Source organism: Mesorhizobium sp. LMG 17147, from assembly GCF_024297145.1.
In the GTDB taxonomy this organism is placed as follows: domain Bacteria; phylum Pseudomonadota; class Alphaproteobacteria; order Rhizobiales; family Rhizobiaceae; genus Mesorhizobium.
Map to the genome: position 1 here is coordinate 439,647 of NZ_JANCTC010000002.1, position 21,198 is coordinate 460,844.

Below are 21,198 nucleotides of genomic sequence, written 5' to 3' on the forward strand. Positions count from 1 at the left end.
TGATTTTTCGCCGGATCGCGGCAAGGACGGGCACGGTCCGTCGCGCATCGCTGCACGGGGCCGCGACCGGAGAAGACGATGAGCGACATACGTTTCCACAAAAACGATCTGCCCGGCCTGCTGCATTACGATGTCGGGGCGGTCGCCATCGACACCGAGACGCTAGGGCTGAACCCACATCGCGACCGGCTCTGCGTCGTGCAGATCTCGCCGGGCGACGGCTCGGCCGACGTCATCCAAATTGCGCCCGGCCAGAAGAAGGCGCCGAACCTCGTCAGCCTGCTCAAGAACCGCAGCATCACCAAGCTTTTTCATTACGGCCGCTTCGATCTCGCCGTGCTCTACAACGCCTTCGGCGTCATGCCGGAGCCGGTGTTCTGCACCAAGATCGCGTCGCGGCTGACGCGCACCTACACCGACCGGCACGGGCTGAAGGACATCTGCTTCGAGCTTCTCGGGATCGGCCTGTCGAAGGCGCAGCAATCATCCGACTGGGCAGCCGAGACGCTGTCGCCTGAGCAGCTCGAATATGCCGCCTCCGACGTGCTCTATCTGCACCGACTGCGCGACGTACTGAGCGCGCGTCTGGCGCGCGACAACCGGACCAGGGAGGCCGATGCCTGCTTCCGCTTCCTGCCGACGCGTGCGAAACTCGACCTGATGGGCTGGGATGAAGAGGACATCTTCGCCCACAGCTAATGGCCTTCCGGCACTTTAACGCCGTCGGCCGGGAGGAATTGAAATGGCTGCGCGAAAACCGATCGAAACGGCACCAAAGGACGGTTCCAAGGTCACCGTCTACTGGCAGGACAGCGACGGCGTGATGAACGAGAGCATCGCCCAGTACCGTTCGCTCGACCGGCTGAAGGCGGCCGGCGGCGACTGGGACGAAAGCGATGCCGGCTGGTGGGCCTATACGGACGGCCATACGCAAAGGAAGATCGAGCCAATCAGCTGGCGGCCGGCCTCCGACGACCCGGGCGCGGACGACTGAGGGTTGTCGCAAGGTCGAACTCGGCGCTGCCCCTCAACCCCTGCCGGGACCTTCTCCCCGTGAGAACGGCGAGAAGGGGCTTGGCCGCAACGCCGGCGATCTCCCCTCGCACCGTCCTTCACGAGGAGAGGTAAGGGTGAGGGGCAGCGCCAACCGAGCGATTATTTTGCGGCAACGCGTATTTTGTTCTTGCTTTGTGCCGGCAGCTATGCTACTAATTTCCCTATGGTGCTCATTGGCTCCAACAACCCGCCCGCCGAGGCGGGTTTTTCATTTCCGGCTTTGGCGCTGTCGCGGGCCGCGCCTGCTCCGCAAACGGTTGAATACACTTTACTTCGATTTTTCCCGACTTAACCCGCCCTTAAATCGCCGCATCTAGTCTTCAACCCGAACGCCATAGGCATCGGGAAGACAGCACACCGCATGGCGAACCGGAAAGACAGCCGCATCGAGCCCAGCTTCGAGGCATCGCCAGGGGCGAGATCCTCGGCCGGTTTTTCGGTGAGCGAGGAGGACCGCGTCGTGCCGAGCAACCGTAAAGCCGCTGCAAAGCGCAAATCGACCAAGGCCAAGCCGTCTCGTGGCGGGCGCGGCAAGAGCCGGCGCGGTGTGTTCGGCGTGCTTGGCCGGCTGTTCTACTGGTGCTTCGTGCTGGCCATCTGGGGCGGCATCGCCACTGCCGGCATCGTCGTCTATTACGGCGCGAAAATGCCGGCGGCCACCACATGGGCCATTCCCGATCGCGCCCCCAACATCAAGATCGTCTCGGTCGACGGCCAGCTGCTTGGCAATCGCGGCATGAGCGGCGGCGAGGCCGTCGGCCTGCACGAAATGTCGCCCTATATTCCCGAGGCCGTCATCGCCATCGAAGACCGCCGCTTCTATTCGCATTTCGGCATCGACCCGATCGGCCTTTCCCGGGCCATGGTGACCAATGTGCTGGGCGGGCATTTTTCGCAGGGCGGCTCGACGCTGACCCAGCAGCTGGCCAAGAACCTGTTCCTGACGCCGGACCGCACGCTGGAACGCAAGGTGCAGGAAGTGCTCTTGGCGCTCTGGCTGGAGCACAAGCATACGAAGGACCAGATCCTCGAAATGTACCTCAACCGGGTCTATTTCGGCTCTGGCGCCTATGGTGTCGAAGCGGCCTCGCGCCGCTATTTCGGCAAGAGCGCGCGTGACGTCACGCTGTCGGAGGCGGCACTTCTCGCCGGCCTGCTCAAGGCGCCGTCGCGGCTGTCGCCGGCGCGCGACCCGAAGGCGGCCGAGCAGCGCGCGCAGCTGGTGCTCGCTGCGATGCGCGACGAGGGCAAGATCAGCGCCAAGGAGCAGACCACGGCAATGAGCGCGCCGGCGACACGCGCGCCGTCCTACTGGACCGGCTCGGAAAACTACGTCGCCGATACGATCATGGAAGAACTGCCCGACCTGATCGGCGACGTGCGCCGCGATATCGTCGTCGACACGACCGTCGATCTGACGCTGCAGAAGCTCGCCGAGCAATCGATCCGGAGGTTGATCGACCAGAGCGGCAAGAAGCTCAATGTCAGCCAGGGCGCGCTGGTGTCGATCGACAATTCCGGCGCGGTGCGTGCGATGGTCGGCGGTTACGACTATTCGACCAGCCAGTTCGACCGCGCCTCGGAAGCGCGCCGGCAGCCGGGCTCGGCGTTCAAGCCGTTCGTCTATATGGCGGCGCTGGAATCCGGCCGCACGCCCGACAGCGTGCGCAACGACGCGCCGATCAAGATCGGCAACTGGATGCCCGACAATTACGGCGGCAAATATTTTGGCAAGGTGACACTGGCGACGGCGCTGGCAAAATCGCTGAACTCGGTGGCCGCGCAGATGACCATGGAAGTCGGGCCGAACGCGGTGGTCGAGGCGGCGCACCGCATGGGCATCCAGTCCGAGCTGACGGCCAACACATCGATTGCGCTCGGCACCTCGGAAGTGACGCCGCTGGAACTGACCTCGGCCTATGTTCCCTTCGCCAATGGCGGTTACAAGCCGGACATCCATTTCATCCGCCGGGTCACGACGAGTGACGGCAAGGTGCTCTACGAAAACAATGGCGGCGGTGCGCCGCGCGTCGTCAAGCCCGATGTCGTCGGGATGATGAACTCGATGATGACCGGCACGGTCGAGATCGGCACTGCCAGGAAGGCGGCGTTCGCCTGGCCGGCGGCCGGCAAGACCGGCACCAGCCAGAATTCGCGCGACGCCTGGTTCATCGGCTATACAGCCAATCTGACCACCGGCGTCTGGTTCGGCAATGATGACGGCAGCGCGATGAAGAAGGTCACCGGCGGCGCGCTGCCGGCGCAGGCCTGGCACGAGTTCATGGTCGCCGCGCATGAGGGCGTGCCGGTGCGGCCGCTGCCTGGAACCTGGAAGTCGACGCCGCCCGACACCATCGTCCCGGACGACATACCGTCCGACACGGCGCCGCCGGCGCCGGTCGCTTCCGTCGGCCAATCGGCACCGCCAACAGCAGCTACCCAGCCGGCCTCGCGTCCCGGGCGTCCTGCCGAGACGGTCGATGCCGGCGGCCTGGCCATGCCGGGCGTCGACAGCGCCACCGCATCGATCAAGCACCCGGTGCCGCCCGGCGAAGTCGGCGGCTCGGTCAAGAAGCGGCAGACCTCGATATTGGATATTCTGACGGGCGGCTGAGGCTGATCCCCCTCGCAACCGCGACCGTGTTCCGCTACATGTCCGCCTGGAGACAAGCGACATGGCTGAACTCGACACCAGAAAGACGATCGTGCTGACCGGCGCCAGCCGCGGCATCGGCCATGCCACGGTCAAGCGCTTTTCACGCGAAGGCTGGCGCGTCATCACCTGCTCGCGCCAGGCCTTTGCCGAGGACTGCCCGTGGCCGGCCGGCCCGGAAGACCATATCAAGGTCGACCTCGCCGACCAGGAGGATGTCGGCATCGCGATCTCCGAGATCCGCCACCGGCTGGAGGCGCATGGCGGGCAGCTGCACGCGCTGGTCAACAATGCCGGCATCTCGCCGAAGCTCAAGGACGGCAACAGCCGCATGAACTCGATCGACACGCCGATGCATGTCTGGCGCGACGTCTTCCAGGTCAATTTCTTCGCCCCGATCATGCTGGCGCGCGGTCTGTTCAAGGAGCTGGCTTCGGCCAAGGGCTCGATCGTCAACGTCACCTCGATCGCCGGCACCCGCGTGCATCCTTTCGCCGGCACCGCCTATGCGACATCGAAGGCGGCGCTCGGCTCGCTGACGCGCGAAATGGCGCATGATTTCGGCCCGCACGGCATCCGCGTCAATGCGATTGCGCCGGGCGAGATCGATACGGCGATCCTGTCGCCGGGCACAGAAAAAATCGTCGAGACGATCCCGCTGAGGCGGCTGGGCACCACGGCGGAAGTTGCCGACATCATTTTCTTCCTGTGCTCGCAGCAGGCGTCCTACGTGACCGGCTCGGAAATTCACATCAACGGCGGCCAGCACGTTTGAGCGGCTGAGTTTTATCAATCGTCGGCGCTGCCCCTTCCCCCCGTGAAGAACGGGAGAAGGGGAGCCCCAGCGCTGGCGACCCCCTCTCCCCATCCTTCACGGGAGGACCTGCCCCAGCCTGGGATTAGTAAGGAAATTGCACGCCGCCGATGCCCGATCAGGTCGCCTGCAGCAGGCTCTCGATATCCGGTATGCTGTGGTTGGTCAGCGTCTTCGGAATTTCGGCCGTTAACTTGTCGGTGACCTCCTTGTGCAGTTTCCTGCGCATGTCGCCCAGCACCGGCGGCGGCGCGATCAGCACGATCTCCTTGAATGTGCCGCGATGCGCGAGCTTGTAGAGCCTGTCGGCAATCTCTTCGGCAAAACGCTCCTTGCCGAGACGGTGCCAGTCGGTGTCCTCGACCGCACTGCGGTGGACGGAAGGGCCGTCGCTGTAGCGGCCGGGGCGGTCCGTGCCTTGTTCTCGGGTTGCCGGATTTTCCTGCTCCATCTCGTGCACGACTTGAAGGTCGGGATATTGGACGTCTCCACGGTTCTCGAGGAACAGCGCCTTTTCGCCATCTGCCACCACGATCCACAGTCCGCGTTTCAGTCTGACGTTGCTCATGGGGCGCTCCTTTTTGATTTTCGAACCCATCGCCGGGCCTTTGCTGCAGGGGTGTGACCGGCCCGGGTCCATAGGGCAAACGCGTACCGAGGCGGGAATGTTCCGGCACTCGGACCCGGTGCTCCGACAGAGGTCGGCGAGAGTGCGGGGCTGCCGTCGATTGCTCGGTCAGCATCCGGCGGCTTAATCTACTAAATTGATAGAATTTAGAAAAATCTGGTTTGTGGTTAGCTCCTCCGGCCGCTAAAAAGGCAGCGGATCAAGGGCTGCAACAGCAGCTTCAATCTGCTCCGCATTTGAATGTGGAATATTTTTCTCTTGGCCTTCATGCTTGCAGAAAAGAGATTGCCTGCTACGAAGCGATGCGCGAGTGGGTGCCTTCTGGTTTTTCGCGCCCCCGCGTAGAACTGACAAACGGTTCCAGGATTCCGCTCGTCATGTCGCAAGCCACGCCCAAGCTCAATGCCTTTCCCGTCTTCATGCGGGTCGAGGGCGAAGCCATAGCCATCGTCGGCGGCGCAGAGGAAGCGCTGGCCAAGGCGCGGCTGCTCGCGCAGTCGAGCGCTGTGCTGCGCATCGTCAGCGATGAAACAAGCCCGGAGCTGCTGGCCTTTATCGCCGAGACCGGGGCCGCCCACATCGCCGACGCCTATGATGCAGCACATCTCAACGGCGCGGTGATGGTGTTTGCCGCCAGCGGCGACGAGGCGCTCGATCGCCGCGTTGCCGGGGATGCGCGCCGGCTGGGCATTCCGGTCAATGCCGTCGACCGGCCGGAGCTATGCGATTTCTTCACGCCGGCGCTGGTCAACCGCGCGCCGGTCGCCATTGCCATCGGCACGGAAGGTGCCGGCCCGGTGCTGGCGCAGATGCTGCGCAGCCGCATCGACCGCATGCTGTCGCCGTCGCTCGGTCCGCTCGCAGCGCTCGCCGCCTCGTTTCGCGATACCGCCGAAAGACTGCTGCCGAAGGGCAATGCCCGCCGCCGCTTCTGGAGCGATTTCTTTGGCGGCGCGCCAGCCCGCGCTGTCGAGGCCGGCGAGCTTTCGCAGGCGCATGATGCGGCCGTCGGCCTGCTGCTTTCGAAAGAACCGGCATCGGGCCATATCTCGCTTGTAGGCGCCGGTCCAGGCGCCGAGGACCTTTTGACGCTGCGCGCCCATCGCCTGCTGATGGAAGCCGACGTGATCGTCCATGACGCGCTGGTGCCGGAGGCGATCGTCGCCATGGGCCGCCGCGATGCCGAGCGCCTGCCGGTCGGCAAGCGCAAGGGCTGCCATTCCAAGAGCCAGGCCGAGATCAATGCGTTGCTGGTCGAGCTTGGCCACGCCGGCAAGCGTGTCGTGCGGCTGAAGTCCGGCGACCCGCTGGTGTTCGGCCGGGCCGGCGAGGAGATGGCGGCGCTTCGCGATGCCGGCGTCGCCTACGAAGTGGTTCCGGGCGTCACCGCCGCCTTCGCTGCCGCCGCCGATTTCGAACTGCCGCTGACGCTGCGCGGCGTGTCGTCGTCGATGGTGTTCACCACCGGCCATGACCTCAAGGGAAATTCGCTGCCCGACTGGGCAAAGCTCGCCATTTCCGGCGCGACGGTCGCCGTCTATATGGGCCGCTCGGTCGCCGCCGAGGTCGCCGGCCGGCTGATCGAAGCCGGCCTGTCGCCGGATACGGCCGTCGCCGTGGTCGAGAATGCCAGCCTTGCCAACCGCCGCCGTTTCCACGGCACACTCGCCGACCTGCCGTCGCTGGAGGCGCGCGCCGACCTTAGCGGCCCGGTGATGACCATCATCGGCGACGCGGTCGCCGGCGCCAATTTCGAACGCTCCGAGCCGCTGGCGGCACACAGGCAGGAAAGCGTGCTCCGGTCTGCCGCGCAAGGAGTGAGCCAATGAAAGTCCTGACCGCGAACCGCCTCGCCGACGGCATAGCCGTCTGGTACACCAATGGCGGCTGGGCTGAGACCATCGACCATGCCGACATCGCCCATGACAAGGCGGCCGAGGACCGGCTGGAGGCGATCGGCGCCAAGGCCTCCGCCGCCAACGAAGTGGTCGACGTCAACCTGATCGACGTGACCGTGGCCAACGGCACGGTCGAAGCGGTCCGGTTGCGCGAAAAGATCCGTGCCGCCGGCCCGACCACCCGCAACGATCTGGGCAAGCAGGCCCGTCTGCAAGCCGCACGCGCGGCATAGATGACACAAGCATGATCCCGATCATGCTCGAACGAAGAAAATAACGGGCGGACGCGCCCGGAAAGACCTGAATATGTACCGTTACGATGAGTTCGACCACGATTTCGTCAAGGCCCGCGTCGCCGAGTTCAGCGACCAGGTCGCGCGGCGCCTTGCCGGCGAGATCACCGAGGACCAGTTCCGGCCGCTTCGGCTGATGAACGGCGTCTATCTGCAACTGCATGCCTATATGCTGCGCATCGCGGTGCCCTACGGCACGCTGAACAGCAAGCAGCTGCGCATGCTCGGCCACATCGCCCGCAAATACGACAAGGGCTATGGGCATTTCACGACGCGCCAGAACATCCAGTTCAACTGGCCGGCGCTGTCGGACATCCCGGCGATCCTGGCCGATCTGGCAAGCGTCGAGATGCACGCCATCCAGACCAGCGGCAACTGCATTCGCAACGTCACCGCCGACCACTTCGCCGGCGCCGCCGCCGACGAGGTTGCCGATCCGCGTCCCTATGCCGAAATCCTGCGGCAATGGTCCTCGGTGCATCCGGAATTCTCGTTCCTGCCGCGAAAATTCAAGATCGCGGTGACCGGCGCCGAGCGCGACCGCGCCGCCATCCAGACGCACGACATCGGCCTGCACCTGAAGAAGAACGCCGCCGGTGAGCTTGGTTTCGCCGTCTATGTCGGCGGCGGCCAGGGCCGCACGCCGATGGTCGCCAAGAAGATCCGCGATTTCCTGCCGGAAGCGGATCTGTTGTCCTACTGCACGGCGATCCTGCGCGTTTACAACCTCTACGGCCGTCGCGACAACAAGTTCAAGGCGCGCATCAAGATCCTGGTCCATGAGACCGGCGTCGAGGAGATCACCCGCCAGGTCGAGGCCGAATGGCAGGAGTTGAAGGACGCCGAGCTGAGGCTGCCGGAAGAAGACATCCGCGCCATCGATGCCTATTTCGCGCCGCCTCCGCTTGTCGACCGGCCGGAAGGCGACGAGGCGGTCAAGCTTGCCCGCCTCGACTCCAAGAGCTTTTCCGAATGGCTGGACCAGAATGTGGTCACCCATCGCCATCCCGACTACGCGGCGGTGACCATCTCGCTCAAGGGCATCGGCGAGACGCCGGGCGATGCCACCGACAGCCAGATGGAAGCGGTCGCCGACATTGCCGAAAAATATTCATTCGACGAGCTGCGCGTCAGCCACGAGCAGAACCTGATCCTGCCGCATGTCGCGCGGGCCGACCTCAAAGCGGTCTATGACGCGCTTGTCGATATCGGGCTGGCGACGGCCAATTCGAACCTGATCAGCGACATCATCTCCTGCCCCGGCCTCGATTATTGCGCGCTGGCGACGGCGCGCTCGATTCCCGTGGCGCAGGAAATCTCGCGGCGCTTCGCCTCACTGGAGCGCCAGCGCGAGATCGGCGAATTGAAGCTGAAGATTTCCGGCTGCATCAATGCCTGCGGCCATCACCATGTCGGCCATATCGGCATCCTCGGGGTCGAGAAGAAAGGCGCCGAGCTCTACCAGGTGACGCTCGGCGGCTCGGCCGACGAGAACACCTCGGTCGGCGAGATCATCGGCCGCGGCTTCAGTTCGGAAGAGATCACCGATGCCATCGAGCAGATCGTCGAGACCTATCTCGGGCTTCGGCTGGACAGAAACGAAAGATTCATCGACGCCTTCCGCCGTGTCGGTCCCGCGCCGTTCAAGGAGGCGCTCTATGCTGGCGAAGCCAAGGCCGCTTGACCGTATCGTCGACGTCGAGGCCGGTATCGCCGCCCAAGCGGCGGGTCTCGACGCACTCTACGGCCATCTGAAGCCCCTGGAGATCATCGAGCGGTCGACCCGGGAGTTCTTTCATGGCGATATCGCCGCCGTCTCGTCCTTCGGCGCGGATTCGGCGGTGCTGCTGCACATGATCGCCGAGATCGACCGCACGCTGCCGGTGATCTTTCTCGACACCGGCAAGCATTTCGAGGAGACGCTCGGCTATCGTGACGCGCTGGCCGCCGATTTCGGGCTGACCGATATCCGGGTGATCAGGCCCGACGATGCGGCGCTGGCAAGGATCGACCCGACCGGCAATCTGAACGAGACCGATACTGACGCCTGCTGCGACGTGCGCAAGGTCGAGCCGCTGGCGCGCGGCGTCGAGCCGTTCCGCGCCTGGTTCACCGGCCGCAAGCGCTTCCAGGCGGCGACCCGGGCAGCGCTCCCGGTGTTCGAGGCGGTCGGCTCGCGCATCCGCATCAATCCGCTGGCGCACTGGACGACATCGGACCAGGCCGGCTACATGCGCGCGCATGCGCTGCGTGAAAACCCGCTGGTCGCCTATGGCTATCTGTCGATCGGCTGCTTCCCATGCACGCAGCCGGTGCAACCGGGCGACGACGCGCGCAGCGGCCGCTGGGCCGGGCACGCCAAGACCGAATGCGGCATCCACTTGTCGGGTTTGGAAAGGTCGCTGACTGACGCCTCACTTTAGGGCATATTGATATTCAGCCGGCCTGCAAATGGCGGCTTCCTGCGCTTCCGGTGCTCGCGTACCAAAGAGTACGCTCCGCTCCGGTTTTCGGAAGCCACGCAGTTTGGTCGCTTCGCGCCCGCCTTCGGCTCCGGCTCGGCCTGACCTGAATCTCAACGCACCCTGAGGTGCTTAGCACTTTAGACTCTTTGGACTTGGGAATTTTCTTGATGAGCGACTTGATAGCCGAAAACGGCACGCGGCTGTGGACACCGGATGGGTTCCGCGAGGACGAGTGGGTTCATGCCGAAAGCGCCGAGGCGCTGGTCGGCAATGGCCGTTTCATCCTGCCGTTGCAGGCGTTTCTCGGCCTCGATCCGGAGGTGCGGCGGTCGGCGAAGGAACGCATCGGCGTGCTGTTGCAGCCCGGCGACCAGCTCGACAAGATCGCCGGCCTGCTCGATCAGCTGTCGCTGGTGGCGCTGGCCTTTCCGGCGTTCAATGACGGCCGCTCGTTCTCCAAGGGCGAATTGCTGCGCAGCCGTTACCACTTCACCGGCGCCATGCGCGCCACCGGGCAGGTGCTTATCGACCAGCTGCCGCATATGCTGCGCCTCGGCTTCGACGAATTCGAGATCTCGCACCCGGTGCTGCTGAAGCGGCTCGAGCAAGGCCGCACAGGCGGACTGCCGCTGTTCTATCAGCCGGCGGTGAAGCCGGAGCCTAAAGGTCCGAAATATTCCTGGCGGCGGGTGCGCCCCGGCTGATCCGCTCCAGAGGGCCAGAAGCCTGTCTGGTCGGACCACATCCTGATTCCAGCCTTTTATTTTGCGCCTATCCGCCTTAGGATAGGCCCATTATTTCGCGATCCGAATAAATGTGGCCACAAGGGAGGAACCGGGTATGGCTGGCAAGAAGATATTGATGCTCGTTGGCGAGTTCAGCGAGGAGTACGAGATTTTCGTCTTTGAACAGGCCATGCATGCGGTCGGCCACACCGTCCATGTCGTTTGCCCCGACAAGAAGGCCGGCGATATCCTGAAGACCTCGCTGCACGACTTCGAGGGCCACCAGACCTATACGGAAAAGCTCGGCCACGACTACATCCTCAACAAGACGTTTTCCGAGGTCAATCCCGCCGACTACGATGCCGTCTACGCGGCGGGCGGGCGCGGGCCGGAATATATCCGCATCGACAAACGCGTGCAGGCGCTGGTGCGGCATTTCCATGAGACGGGGAAGCCGATCTTCACCATCTGCCACGGCGTGCAGATCCTGATTGCGGTCGACGGTGTGGTGCGCGGCCGCGAAGTCGCGGCACTGCAATATTGCGAACCGGAAGTCACGCTGGCCGGCGGCATCTATATCGATGTTGCGCCGACCGGCGCCCATGTCGATGGCAATCTGGTGTCGGCCAAGGGCTGGCCGGGCCTTGCCGCGTTCATGCGCGAATGCCTGAAAGTGCTGGGCACCGAGATCCGCCAGGGCGAGATCCTGATGCGCGACCAACGCCAGGCGGCTTAAGCTCGGAATTTGGAGCCTGCCGCACCCCTAACGCATGTCGCGCAAAAGTGTGTTCAGCGGTTTTGTGATAACGGCATGCATAAACAAGAACCTAGAGCGCGTCGCATGAGGCTGGTCGAGCGCGACGCGCCTTAGGTGCGGCGGTGCGCCTACACGGCCATCCGCGCTTCGCGGAACGATACCAGCTTGCTGCGGGTCTCGTCCCACAGCGCCAGCTTGACGCAGCGCAGGCTGTCGAGGAGCGTGACGCGGCCGATCTCACGCAATTCCGGATAGTCCCTCAGCACTTCCGGAAGCCGGTAGCACGGCACCTTGGCCGAAAGGTGGTGCACGTGGTGGACGCCGATATTGCCGGTGATCCAGTTCAGCACCGGCGGCAGGTCGTAATAGGACGAACCGTGCAGGGCAGCGTGCTGGAATTCCCACTCGGAGTCCTTTGTCCACTCCGTCTCCTCGAACTGATGCTGGACATAGAACAGCCAGATGCCGGCCGATCCGGCGAGGATGACGATCGGCAGATGCACGACCAGAAACGCGCCGGGGCCAACGAACCAGATGAGCAGCGCGGCGATGACCGCAATGGCGAGGTTGGTCGACATCGACGACACCCAGGGGGTGAAACCGCCCCGCATCATGCCCAAGGGCAGTCTCTGCTCGAACATGAAAATCCATATCGGGCCAAGGCCGAACATCACCAGCGGATGGCGATAGAGGCGATAGGCGAGCCGGCCCCGCCACGACAGTTGCCGATATTCAGCGACGGTCAGTGTCTTGATGTCGCCGGTGCCGCGCTCGTCGAGATTGCCTGCGCTGGCGTGATGGGTTGCGTGGGCGCGGCGCCAGCAATCGTAGGGCGTCAGCGTCAGCACGCCAAGCACACGGCCGATCCAGTCGTCGGCATAGCGATTGGCAAAAAAGGAACCGTGGCCACAATCGTGCTGGATCATGAAGATCCGCACCAGAAAGCCGGCTGCCGGAAGGATGAGGACCAGACCCCACCAATGGCCATAGGCATAGGCGGCCGAAGACAGTGCCCACAGCGTGGCGAAGGGAATGAGGGTGATGGCGAGTTCGACGGCGCTGCGACGCCTGTCGGGCTTTTTATAGCGCGACAGGATTTTCAACCAGGCGCGCTTGCTGTTTGCCACAGCTTCGGGGGAAATCATGTTCATCATGAAACATAGGCGGAGCAGGGCGCTGCCGCAAGACGAAGATCACGCAAAGTTACTGCGGGTAAATGTCGCGCGATGCGACGAATTCCGGCCACAGTCGCCGGGCGCGTCGCCGGCAACGGCGCCTATCGACGGCGCCCGCCTGCGACCATGTTGGTTTCGATGCCATCCAGGCGGTCGAGCAATTTCTTCAGGCGGTCGGGAATATCCGTCTCCGTGCGGAATGCCGGCAGGGTGCGCAGGAAGCGCTTGGTGGTCTCATTGCCGAGCTGGCGCCGGATATCGACGGCGAGCGCGTCGTGCTTTTCGCCATTGGTGCGGGACATCTTCCAAAATCCTGTGTCGGCTTCGAAACTCCTCCAGGAGAGAAATGGTTCCCGCATTGTAGTAGCCTGGCAAGCAAAGCCGTCGGATACGGTAAAGTTTGAATTAAAATCGAAAAGTCTCCGCTGTTCGCCTTCCAGCCGCGGCAGCGGCTGCAGTAGCGCTTGCCCCTTGATTTTTGGCCGCCAAACCTCGATATCGGGCGCAAATCCACACCATCGAAAATGACGGGAAACGGCGATGAGCGACCAGGCAAAAGACGAACGCGCGCCCGATGAAGCCGAGAAGACCGAGGCTGCCGCGGAGCCAAGGGAAAGCGGCGTCGACAGCGACTATGAAGCGCTTGTGCGGCTTCTGAAGGAAAACGAAGAGCTGAAGGATCGCGCGCTGCGCGTCGCGGCCGACATGGAGAATTTGCGCCGCCGCACCGCCCGCGACGTCCACGATGCGCGTGCCTATGCGGTTGCCAACTTTGCCCGCGACATGCTTTCGGTGTCAGACAATTTGCGCCGTGCTCTGGATGCCATCCCTGAGGAAGCCAAGGCTTCGGGCGATGCCGGTTTCAAGGCGCTGATCGACGGCGTCGAGATCACCGAGCGCGCCATGCTGTCGGCGCTGGAACGTCACGGCGTGAAGAAGCTTGAGCCGGAGGGCGAGAAATTCGATCCGAATTTCCACCAGGCGATGTTCGAGGTGCCCAATCCCGACGTACCGGCCAACACGGTCGTGCAGGTCGTGCAGCCCGGCTATTCGATCGGCGAGCGTGTGCTGCGGCCGGCCATGGTCGGCGTCGCCAAGGGCGGCCCCAAGCATGTGGCGAGCGAAGCGCCGGCGGAGCCGGGGCCGGTGAATGAGCAAGCCGAGAAGGATGCGTAAGTTAGGGGAGTGGGGGAATAGGCAGTACGGGAGTAGGGAATACCGCTACGTCGGGTAAAATAGAGCAGAGCACTTGCCTACTCCGGCCGTTGCCTTCTCTCCCCTACTCAGGCCGCAAACCGCTGCGCTTCTCCGCCATAATAATTGACGTAGCGGGCACCGATCTCCTTGACCGGCATCACCACGAACACGTCGACCGTCGAGAATTCACGATCGATGACGCAGCCGTCGCCGATGCGCGCGCCGACGCGCAGATAGCCCTTGACCAGCGGCGGCATCGCGGCAATCGCCGCCTTGGTATTGACGGCCTCGATCGGCATCAGATCCATGGAACAATAGCGCCCGGCGACGGCGCGCACGTCCCAGGATGAATTCGTCCGGCAATGGTGGGCAAGATAGGTCAGCGCCTCGGCATGTGCCGCCGGCACGGTGCCGTGGAACGATGCGCAGCCGGTCATCACGCCGATGCCGTAATGGTTGATATAGGCCCAGATGCCTTGCCACAGCGCCTCGATGGTGCGCTTCGAGCGGTATTCGGGCAGAACACAGGAGCGGCCGAGCTCGAGGAACCGCTGGCCGGGATGCCGCGCGATCAGCTTGGTCAGCTCGAATTCGCCTTCGGAATAGAAGCCGCCGGCCGCCGCGGCAATCTCCTGCCGCAGCAGGCGGTAGGTGCCGACGATGCGGCGATGCTCGGGGCCGGAAAGCGAAGTATCGAACACAAGCAGATGATCGCAGAGGGGATCGAAGCGATCGGCATCGCGGCGGTCCTGCATCTGGAACAGGTCCTTCCTGGCACCAAGCTCGTCGTAGAACACCCGGTAGCGCACTTCCTGCGCGGCAGCGATCTCGGCCTCGTTTCGGGCGAGCCGCACTTCGAGATTGCCGATGCGGCCGAGCGATGCGCCTTTTATGACGGCATCGGCGTTCCGGCCGACGAGCAAAGGCCCGCTGGCGTTCGGCCGAGCATCACATTCCGGCATGACTGTATGCACGAGTGATTCTCCTTCGAGCCATCCCTCTTGGCACGGGGATACGGTGTAGGTGCAACAGGATTGTGACAGTACCGTGATACGGCTCTGCGGGCAATACTTCGTCGGCTGGGTAATCTATCAACCGTCTATGTTGTGCCTCAGGCGGCCACTTGCCCCTCGACGGCATGAACCAGGGCATCGGGGTCGAGCGGCTTGGTGACGAAGCCGCTGGCACCGTGAGCGAGCACGGCATGGCGGGTCTTTTCCTGGCTGTCGGCCGACAGCACCATGATCGGCACCGGCGGCACCGCGGTCTCCTCCTCATGGCGACGGATGGCGGCGATGGCGTCCAGGCCGTCCATGACAGGCATGTGCAAGTCCATCAGCACCACGTCGTAGCGGTGCTTGTGGCCGGTGCTGATGACCGCCTCGACCGCGGCCTTGCCGTTGCCGACCACTTTCACGCGATGCCCGGCCTTCAGCAGCGTGGCGCGGGCCAGCATGGCGTTGATGTCGTTGTCCTCGGCGATCAGCACCGACAGGCCCTGCTGGCGGGCGCCAATGGCATGCCCCGCCTGCGCGCCGCGCCTTTGCAGTTGCGGCTCGGCGATGACCGGCGCGTGGCTGGTCAAAAGCACGCGCAGCAGCGTCTCGCCGCGCACCGGCCTCGCCAGGAAGGTGGCGTAACCATTGGCACGGAACTCGCCAAGCATGCCGCGGTCGGTCGGCGCGATCAGCGTCACTGCCTCGCACTCGGCAAATCCGCTCTGGCGCAGGCGCCTGAGCAGCCTGCCGTCGCTTTGCTCCATGGCAGCATCGATCAGCAGCACGTCACAGCCCTCGGCGAAAGCGGTGGCCTGGGCGACGGCGGTGGCCAGATCGACCGTGCCGCCATTGGCGCGAATGGTGCGGGCGATGGCTTCGGCCTCGACCGGGTTCTTCGACACGATCACCGCATGCCGGCCCGACAGCGGGTTCTGGCGGATCTGCGGCGCCTCGACGGCGGAAATAGCGGGAATCTCGAAGACGAATTCCGATCCCTGGCCAAGCCGGCTCGACACAGAGATGGTGCCGCCCATGGCGGCCACCAGGCGCTTGGAAATGGCAAGACCGAGGCCGGCGCCGCCATGCGCACGGGTCGAGGTGCCGTCAGCCTGTTCAAAGTCCTCGAAGATGCGCTCCATGTCCTCCTCGCGCAGACCGGGGCCGGTGTCGGTGATGGTGAAGCGGATGCGGTCGGTGGTTTCGGTGCGGACGCGGGCGATGCTTGCCAGGACGCCGCCGCTGTCGGTGAACTTGACGGCGTTGCCGATGAGGTTGAGCAGCACCTGCCTGACCCTGCCGGGGTCGGCGGTGATCAGCTGCGGCACGTCGGGTTCGACATGGCAGCCGAGGCCGATATCCTTGGCAAAAGCCCGCGCCGCCAAAAGCTCGACGACATTGTCGGCGATCTCACGCACCGACATCGGCTGCGGTTCGGGGTCGAAGCGGCCGGCCTCGATCTTGGAGTAGTCGAGCAGGTCCTCGATCAGCGCCAGCAGCGCGCTGGCCGAGGTCGAGATGGCGCCGACATAGGTCCGCTGCTCGGGTGAAAGGCTGGTGTCGGCGAGAAGCCGGGCCATGCCCATGATGCCGTTCATCGGCGTGCGGATCTCGTGGCTGACGGTGGCGAGGAAACGCGATTTGGCCTGGCTCGCATATTCGGCCCGCTCGCGGGCGGTGATCAGCGAGGATTCGGCGCGCTTGCGGGCGGTGATGTCGCGGGCGATGGCGCGATGCGAAACGGCGCCGCTGTCCTTGTCGCGCACCGACAGCTCGATCCAAGAGAACCAGCGTGGACCGTCCGGCGTGCGAATGGCGACGTCGGTGGAACTCAGGCATTCATGGTCGGAAAAGGCGGCGTCGGGGACGATGCCGACATCGATGCCTAGTTCGGCCAGGGTCTTGCCGGCAAGCTCGCGCTGGTCGGTTTCGACAAGGTCGGCGAAAACCTTGTTGGCGTAGACAATGTGGCCGTCGCGGTCGCGGTGGACGACGAGATCGCCGAGTGCATCGATCAGACCGCGAAAGCGCTCCTCGCTCTCCTGCATCTCCCACATGCGGTCGGCCAGCGTCTCGATTTCAGCGCGGCTGCGGGCGGTGGTCGCATCGAGCAGGGCCACTGCGCGGCGCTCGGTGCGCCTGTTGCGCAGATGCATGGCGAGCCCGGCCATGGCTGTCGCCAAAAGGCCGATGGTGATGAAGATCGGCGCTCCGGTCAAATGCGACAGGCCCGCCAGCACGACAATGGCGACCAGCGTCAGGAAGGACAGGCCTTCGCGGTTGGCGTCGGGTAATTCCGGCGCCAGCGGTGGCGCGGCGACAAGCTGCCGTCCTGGCGCCTCGGGGGCCGTCCCGTCTGCCCGTTCGGCTGGTTCCGCCGCTCTGATGCCGGGTTCCGCAATCATACGGAACTCCTGCCAGACAGAGCTTATCGAAGGTTGTGATTGATCGTTCGAATTTTAGCGGTCGCGCTCTTTTTCCCCGGGGCTCACATGTCCACCACCACACGGCCGCGGATCTTGCCCTCGACGATGTCATGCGCGGCGCCGATGATGCCGTCGAAGCCGATGCTCGTCGACAGACTGGCAAGCTTTGCGTGATCGAGATCGGTGCCGATGCGGCGCCAGGTCTCGAGGCGGACCGCCTTGGGTGCCATCACCGAATCGATGCCGAGCAGCGAGACACCGCGCAGGATGAAGGGGGCGACGCTGGCCGGCAGGTCCATGCCGCCGGCGAGGCCGCAAGCGGCGACGGCGCCGCCATAGGAGGTCATCGACAGAACGTTGGCCAGCGTGTGGCTGCCGACGGCATCGACGCCGCCGGCCCAGCGTTCCTTGGCGAGCGGTTTTGCCGGCTGGGCAAGCTCGTCGCGTGAAATCACTTCCGCGGCGCCGAGGTCGATCAGATAGGGGCTTTCGGCAGCGCGGCCGGTTGAGGCGATGACATGATAGCCGAGGCTGGACAGGATCGAGATCGCGACCGAGCCGACGCCACCGGCAGCGCCGGTCACCACCACCGGGCCGCGATCGGGCACGATGCCGTGGCGCTCCAGCGCGATGACACAAAGCATGGCGGTGTAGCCGGCGGTGCCGATCGCCATCGCATCGTGCGGGCTCATTCCGTCCGGCAGCGGTACCAGCCAGTCGCCTTTGACGCGGGCGCGCCCGGCAAAGGCGCCGAAATGCGTCTCGCCGACGCCCCAGCCGTTCAATATGACCTTGTCACCCTTGCGCCAGTCAGGATTGGAGGACGAGATGACGGTGCCGGCGAAATCGATGCCCGGCACCAGCGGCCAGCGGCGGATTACCGGCGCCTTGCCGGTAATTGCAAGGCCGTCCTTGTAGTTCACCGTCGTCGCCTCGACCGCGACGGTGACGTCGCCCTCCATCAGGTCTGCCTCGGTAAGCTCGGTCACCGCGACCGACTGGTTTTTCTCGGCGTCGCGCGAAACGAGGATGGCTTTGAAGGTTTCGGGCATGTTTTCTCCTCGGGCTTGCAGATCAGAATGTGCGGCGCCAGGCGAGTGAGGTCAATCGCTCGACATTCCGTGCCGCCAACCAATGAGCTCATCGAAGACGACCAGGACGGCACCAACGGAAATGAAGGCGTCGGCGAGGTTGAAGACGGCGAAGGACCAGACTGGCGTATGGAACAGGACATAGTCGATGACATGGCCGTAGATTGCGCGATCGATCAGGTTGCCGAGCGCGCCGCCGACGATCAGTGCGAAGCCGATGCGGGCAAGCAGGTGGCCGGGCGGCGTGCGGGCCGCAAGATAGAGCACGAAAGCGACCACCAGAACTGCGACGACCACCAGGCCGGTGTCGCCGAAGGACGAAAACAGCGAGAACGCGATGCCGGTGTTGTAGGTGCGGTACAGCGCCAGGAACGGCAGCAGGTCGAGCCGTTCCTGAAAGGCAAGGCCGGTTTCGACCAGGTATTTCAGCCACTGGTCGAGCGCTATCGCGGCGACGACCAGAAGAGCATACGGCCTCCAGGACTTCATGGTTTGCAGTTTCACGGTTTGAGATGTCACGATCTGGCGTCCTCCGGGCCGAGCTTCAGCGCGTCGCGCCGGATCTCGAACAGCATGACGCCGGTGGCCACCGCAAGGTTGAGCGAATCGGCGCGGCCGGCCTGCGGTATCCGCAGCAGCTTGTCGCAGCTTGCGGCAAGCTCGTCAGGCAGGCCTTGCTGCTCGTTGCCCATCACCAAAAGCAGCGGGCCTTTTGAAAAATCGACCGAGCGGTAGTCGACCGCACCCTTCAGATGGGTGCCGGCGACGAGGCCGGGGAAGCTCTTTCGCCAGGCGAGAAAAGCCTCGGGCGGCGCCTTGGCGACGGGCACGGCGAAGATCGAGCCCATGGTGGCGCGCACCGTTTCGACCGAAAAGGGATCGGTGGTCTCGCCGATCAGGATGACGCCCCTGGCGCCGACAGCGTCGACCGTGCGGATGACGGTGCCGAGATTGCCGGGGTCGCGAACGCGGTCGAGTGCTACCCAGACGTCGCCGTCCTGGACGCGGATGTCCTTCAGCGACAGCAATTTCTGCGAGAACACGCCGACGACCATTTGCGGATTGTCACGGCGGGTGATGGCGACCAGCACCTTTTCCGAGACTTCAAGTACCGTGCCGCCGGCGGCGACCGTGCGCGCCGCGACCTTTTCGACTGCCGCGTTGCCACGTCCGGCCTTGGCGAAGACCAATGTCCTGATCGACCAGCCGAGATCGAGCGCGTCGATGACCAGCTTCAGGCCTTCGGCCATGAAGGCATTCTGCTGGTCACGGAATTTCTTCAGCGCGAGCGCCTTGATGTCCTTGATCAGCGGGTTGGCGAGGCTGGTGACTTCCTTCACCTGCCCTGGCGCGCCTGCGTGCCGTTCGTACGCACTCATTCAGGCCACCCAGCGCGAGAACAGCGAGGTCGAAAGCGCCCGACCGGCAGATTTCTCGCGGATGATCAATTCGCCCGACTCAACCGTGCCGCCCATGCCGGCGAAGGTGTCGCGCATCAGGGCATGGATCGCGAAAAAAGAGGCGCGGATCGAATAGGCGGTCAGTACCACGGCGAGCGGCTTCGGCGTCAGGATCGCGCGGCAGATATCGGTCAGCGCCGGCAGGTCCTCGAACAACTGCCAGACCTCGCCTTTCGGTCCGCGGCCATAGGCGGGCGGGTCGAACAGGATGATGTCGTAGCGGCTGCCGCGGCGCTCCTCGCGTTCGGCGAATTTCACGGCATCGTCGACGATCCAGCGGATCGGCTTTTGCGACAGGCCCGCCATCTCCTGGTTTTCGCGTGCCCAGCCGATCGCCTTCTTGGAAGCATCGACATGGGTGACCTCGGCGCCGGCATGCGCCGCCACCAGGGAGGCAAGGCCGGTGTAACCGAACAGGTTCAGCACCTTCACCGGCCGTTTTGCCGCCGCGATCAGTCCGGCCATGTGGTCCCAGTGCGAGGCCTGCTCGGGAAAGACGCCGACATGGCGAAACGAAGTGAAGCGGCCGAGATAGTCGATGCCGTCATGCTTCATCGGCCAGGTCTCGCCGAGCGGCGTCTTGGGGAAGCGCCAGCGGCCGATGCCTTCCTCGTCGGTATCGCCGGTGAAAATGGCGTCGGCGCGTTCCCAGTCCCTGGCCGCCAATGCCTTTTGCCAGATCGCCTGGCCCTCCGGCCGAACGATGCGGTAGGGGCCGTATTGCTCGAGTTTTTCTCCGGCACCACTGTCTAGCAGCGCGTAGTCCTGATTGGGGCCGACTTCGAGGATCAGCGGCAAATGTTCGGCAGGCAGCGCGCCATCGCGGCGCGAGAGCATGCGCGGCGCGGCCTTTGGCTCGGACCGGTCTTGCGGTTTAGGCTCCGGACCGGCGGTTGGGCCGGCGTCGCGCCGCCGGACATGCTCCGCCCCGCCTTTTGCGGGCGGTCGGCTGTCGCGGCGTCTGTCGCGAAAAGGTTTCAAGAAGGCGCATCTCCGGACGGCGGCTTGGCCGCTTCTGCCACAGCACATTGACCGGCGCAACAAAAGGGCTGCCGACGTGCGCAACCGGATCAGCCGCGCCTGATCGACAGCAGGCCGATTGCGAGCGCTATAAAACCAACGGCCTTGAAGCCGGTGACGACCGTATGGCCGGTTTCCCAGCGGCTCCGGATAGTTTCGAAATTGTCCGGGATCGGTCCAGGTACCCAAGTGGCCAGGACATCGTTTGCCGGTTTGACCAGCGCAAACCACGCCCCAAGCGCTAGCAGGTAGAGCACGGTGGCGGCCAAGACCCACCAGAATGCCGGACGATCGCTGCGCAGCATCCAGGCGAGGAGGCCCGGACAGACGATTGCCGCCAGGTCCAGCGGTGCGCCGACAATCGCGAAGAATTGGAACTGAGCGTTAAAGACAGTGGTTTCTCGCCAGAGCGAAGGCGGCCATCTGGTCAGCCGCGGCACCGATTCCAGCACATGGGCGAAAGACGGCCCAAGGCTGAGCGCCGCGACGATGGCGGTCAAAACCGACCAGAACAACAGAAAACCGCGTATGTCCATAATGGCCAG

The 21,198-nt window shown here is 64.3% G+C and carries 21 protein-coding genes; 11 read left to right on the top strand and 10 right to left on the bottom strand.

Features of this window, described 5'->3' with window-relative positions; genetic code table 11:
* Positions 1-78 precede the first annotated feature (78 nt).
* From NMG46_RS06025 to NMG46_RS06040, 4 genes are all read left to right on the top strand, one after another.
* Positions 79-699, top strand: coding sequence for a ribonuclease D (locus NMG46_RS06025; RefSeq protein WP_254816792.1), 621 nt, complete (start codon positions 79-81; stop codon positions 697-699).
* A gap of 43 nt (positions 700-742) precedes the next feature.
* Complete coding sequence (locus NMG46_RS06030) at positions 743-994, top strand: hypothetical protein (protein WP_254816793.1); 252 nt, start codon at positions 743-745, stop codon at positions 992-994.
* 423 nt (positions 995-1,417) lie between these two features.
* Positions 1,418-3,670 (top strand): transglycosylase domain-containing protein, encoded by a 2,253-nt coding sequence (locus NMG46_RS06035; RefSeq protein WP_254816794.1) that lies wholly within the window; start codon positions 1,418-1,420, stop codon positions 3,668-3,670.
* 61 nt (positions 3,671-3,731) lie between these two features.
* Entirely contained in the window at positions 3,732-4,484 is a 753-nt protein-coding gene (locus NMG46_RS06040; protein WP_254816795.1) for an SDR family NAD(P)-dependent oxidoreductase, read from the top strand.
* A gap of 157 nt (positions 4,485-4,641) precedes the next feature.
* Here the strand turns inward: NMG46_RS06040 and NMG46_RS06045 are convergent, their stop codons facing one another.
* A complete protein-coding gene (locus NMG46_RS06045; RefSeq protein ID WP_254816796.1) occupies positions 4,642-5,091 on the bottom strand; it encodes a host attachment protein in 450 nt (149 codons plus the stop codon).
* Between the two features lie 437 nt (positions 5,092-5,528).
* On the opposite strand from NMG46_RS06045, the gene cysG reads away from it, so the two are divergent.
* The 6 genes from cysG (at position 5,529) to NMG46_RS06075 (ending at position 11,268) form a co-directional block, all read left to right on the top strand.
* The gene (cysG, locus tag NMG46_RS06050) at positions 5,529-6,980 is read left to right on the top strand and encodes a siroheme synthase CysG (RefSeq protein WP_254816797.1); all 1,452 of its coding nucleotides are present in this window, start codon (positions 5,529-5,531) and stop codon (positions 6,978-6,980) included.
* On the top strand, positions 6,977-7,282 hold the full coding sequence (locus tag NMG46_RS06055; protein WP_254816798.1) for a DUF2849 domain-containing protein: 306 nt from the start codon (positions 6,977-6,979) through the stop codon (positions 7,280-7,282). Before cysG ends, NMG46_RS06055 begins: the two co-directional genes overlap by 4 nt.
* Positions 7,283-7,355: 73 nt before the next feature.
* Positions 7,356-9,026: a nitrite/sulfite reductase gene (locus tag NMG46_RS06060; RefSeq protein WP_254816799.1), complete on the top strand. Its 1,671-nt coding sequence runs from the start codon at positions 7,356-7,358 to the stop codon at positions 9,024-9,026.
* A complete protein-coding gene (locus tag NMG46_RS06065; RefSeq protein ID WP_254816800.1) occupies positions 9,001-9,765 on the top strand; it encodes a phosphoadenylyl-sulfate reductase in 765 nt (254 codons plus the stop codon). The genes NMG46_RS06060 and NMG46_RS06065 overlap by 26 nt, the downstream gene beginning before the upstream one ends.
* 209 nt (positions 9,766-9,974) lie before the next feature.
* The gene (locus NMG46_RS06070; RefSeq protein ID WP_254816801.1) at positions 9,975-10,511 is read left to right on the top strand and encodes a DUF934 domain-containing protein; all 537 of its coding nucleotides are present in this window, start codon (positions 9,975-9,977) and stop codon (positions 10,509-10,511) included.
* Between the two features lie 136 nt (positions 10,512-10,647).
* Positions 10,648-11,268: a DJ-1/PfpI family protein gene (locus NMG46_RS06075; RefSeq protein WP_023675247.1), complete on the top strand. Its 621-nt coding sequence runs from the start codon at positions 10,648-10,650 to the stop codon at positions 11,266-11,268.
* Positions 11,269-11,417: 149 nt separating this feature from the next.
* Here the strand turns inward: NMG46_RS06075 and NMG46_RS06080 are convergent, their stop codons facing one another.
* Both NMG46_RS06080 and NMG46_RS06085 read right to left on the bottom strand, forming a co-directional pair.
* Positions 11,418-12,440 (bottom strand): fatty acid desaturase, encoded by a 1,023-nt coding sequence (locus tag NMG46_RS06080; protein ID WP_254816802.1) that lies wholly within the window; start codon positions 12,438-12,440, stop codon positions 11,418-11,420.
* 125 nt (positions 12,441-12,565) lie between these two features.
* Entirely contained in the window at positions 12,566-12,766 is a 201-nt protein-coding gene (locus NMG46_RS06085) for a hypothetical protein (protein ID WP_254816803.1), read from the bottom strand.
* A 238-nt stretch (positions 12,767-13,004) separates the two neighbouring features.
* Here NMG46_RS06085 and grpE point away from each other — a divergent pair, with 238 nt between their 5' ends.
* Complete coding sequence (grpE, locus tag NMG46_RS06090; protein ID WP_254816804.1) at positions 13,005-13,640, top strand: nucleotide exchange factor GrpE; 636 nt, start codon at positions 13,005-13,007, stop codon at positions 13,638-13,640.
* Between the two features lie 107 nt (positions 13,641-13,747).
* Here the strand turns inward: grpE and NMG46_RS06095 are convergent, their stop codons facing one another.
* From NMG46_RS06095 to NMG46_RS06125, 7 genes are all read right to left on the bottom strand, one after another.
* A complete protein-coding gene (locus tag NMG46_RS06095; RefSeq protein WP_023675251.1) occupies positions 13,748-14,623 on the bottom strand; it encodes a GNAT family N-acetyltransferase in 876 nt (291 codons plus the stop codon).
* Between the two features lie 149 nt (positions 14,624-14,772).
* Positions 14,773-17,061, bottom strand: a complete 2,289-nt coding sequence (locus tag NMG46_RS06100) for a PAS domain-containing hybrid sensor histidine kinase/response regulator (RefSeq protein ID WP_254816805.1) — start codon at positions 17,059-17,061, stop codon at positions 14,773-14,775.
* An 83-nt stretch (positions 17,062-17,144) separates the two neighbouring features.
* Positions 17,145-18,134: an MDR family oxidoreductase gene (locus NMG46_RS06105; RefSeq protein WP_254816806.1), complete on the bottom strand. Its 990-nt coding sequence runs from the start codon at positions 18,132-18,134 to the stop codon at positions 17,145-17,147.
* Positions 18,135-18,185: 51 nt separating this feature from the next.
* On the bottom strand, positions 18,186-18,662 hold the full coding sequence (gene lspA, locus NMG46_RS06110; RefSeq protein ID WP_254817070.1) for a signal peptidase II: 477 nt from the start codon (positions 18,660-18,662) through the stop codon (positions 18,186-18,188).
* A 26-nt stretch (positions 18,663-18,688) separates the two neighbouring features.
* The gene (locus NMG46_RS06115; RefSeq protein WP_254816807.1) at positions 18,689-19,552 is read right to left on the bottom strand and encodes an RNA methyltransferase; all 864 of its coding nucleotides are present in this window, start codon (positions 19,550-19,552) and stop codon (positions 18,689-18,691) included.
* On the bottom strand, positions 19,553-20,614 hold the full coding sequence (locus NMG46_RS06120) for a class I SAM-dependent rRNA methyltransferase (RefSeq protein ID WP_254816808.1): 1,062 nt from the start codon (positions 20,612-20,614) through the stop codon (positions 19,553-19,555). It lies immediately after the preceding gene.
* Positions 20,615-20,703: 89 nt separating this feature from the next.
* A complete protein-coding gene (locus NMG46_RS06125) occupies positions 20,704-21,189 on the bottom strand; it encodes a DUF1772 domain-containing protein (RefSeq protein ID WP_254816809.1) in 486 nt (161 codons plus the stop codon).
* Positions 21,190-21,198 lie beyond the last annotated feature (9 nt).

Bases quoted from the DNA above. Each gene is read 5' to 3' on its own strand.
- NMG46_RS06025 (WP_254816792.1), top strand. From the start codon at position 79: ATGAGCGACATACGTTTCCACAAAAACGATCTGCCCGGCCTGCTGCAT.
- NMG46_RS06030 (WP_254816793.1), top strand. From the start codon at position 743: ATGGCTGCGCGAAAACCGATCGAAACGGCACCAAAGGACGGTTCCAAG.
- NMG46_RS06035 (WP_254816794.1), top strand. From the start codon at position 1,418: ATGGCGAACCGGAAAGACAGCCGCATCGAGCCCAGCTTCGAGGCATCG.
- NMG46_RS06040 (WP_254816795.1), top strand. From the start codon at position 3,732: ATGGCTGAACTCGACACCAGAAAGACGATCGTGCTGACCGGCGCCAGC.
- NMG46_RS06045 (WP_254816796.1), bottom strand. From the start codon at position 5,091: ATGAGCAACGTCAGACTGAAACGCGGACTGTGGATCGTGGTGGCAGAT.
- cysG (WP_254816797.1), top strand. From the start codon at position 5,529: ATGTCGCAAGCCACGCCCAAGCTCAATGCCTTTCCCGTCTTCATGCGG.
- NMG46_RS06055 (WP_254816798.1), top strand. From the start codon at position 6,977: ATGAAAGTCCTGACCGCGAACCGCCTCGCCGACGGCATAGCCGTCTGG.
- NMG46_RS06060 (WP_254816799.1), top strand. From the start codon at position 7,356: ATGTACCGTTACGATGAGTTCGACCACGATTTCGTCAAGGCCCGCGTC.
- NMG46_RS06065 (WP_254816800.1), top strand. From the start codon at position 9,001: ATGCTGGCGAAGCCAAGGCCGCTTGACCGTATCGTCGACGTCGAGGCC.
- NMG46_RS06070 (WP_254816801.1), top strand. From the start codon at position 9,975: ATGAGCGACTTGATAGCCGAAAACGGCACGCGGCTGTGGACACCGGAT.
- NMG46_RS06075 (WP_023675247.1), top strand. From the start codon at position 10,648: ATGGCTGGCAAGAAGATATTGATGCTCGTTGGCGAGTTCAGCGAGGAG.
- NMG46_RS06080 (WP_254816802.1), bottom strand. From the start codon at position 12,440: ATGAACATGATTTCCCCCGAAGCTGTGGCAAACAGCAAGCGCGCCTGG.
- NMG46_RS06085 (WP_254816803.1), bottom strand. From the start codon at position 12,766: ATGTCCCGCACCAATGGCGAAAAGCACGACGCGCTCGCCGTCGATATC.
- grpE (WP_254816804.1), top strand. From the start codon at position 13,005: ATGAGCGACCAGGCAAAAGACGAACGCGCGCCCGATGAAGCCGAGAAG.
- NMG46_RS06095 (WP_023675251.1), bottom strand. From the start codon at position 14,623: ATGCCGGAATGTGATGCTCGGCCGAACGCCAGCGGGCCTTTGCTCGTC.
- NMG46_RS06100 (WP_254816805.1), bottom strand. From the start codon at position 17,061: ATGATTGCGGAACCCGGCATCAGAGCGGCGGAACCAGCCGAACGGGCA.
- NMG46_RS06105 (WP_254816806.1), bottom strand. From the start codon at position 18,134: ATGCCCGAAACCTTCAAAGCCATCCTCGTTTCGCGCGACGCCGAGAAA.
- lspA (WP_254817070.1), bottom strand. From the start codon at position 18,662: ATGAAGTCCTGGAGGCCGTATGCTCTTCTGGTCGTCGCCGCGATAGCG.
- NMG46_RS06115 (WP_254816807.1), bottom strand. From the start codon at position 19,552: ATGAGTGCGTACGAACGGCACGCAGGCGCGCCAGGGCAGGTGAAGGAA.
- NMG46_RS06125 (WP_254816809.1), bottom strand. From the start codon at position 21,189: ATGGACATACGCGGTTTTCTGTTGTTCTGGTCGGTTTTGACCGCCATC.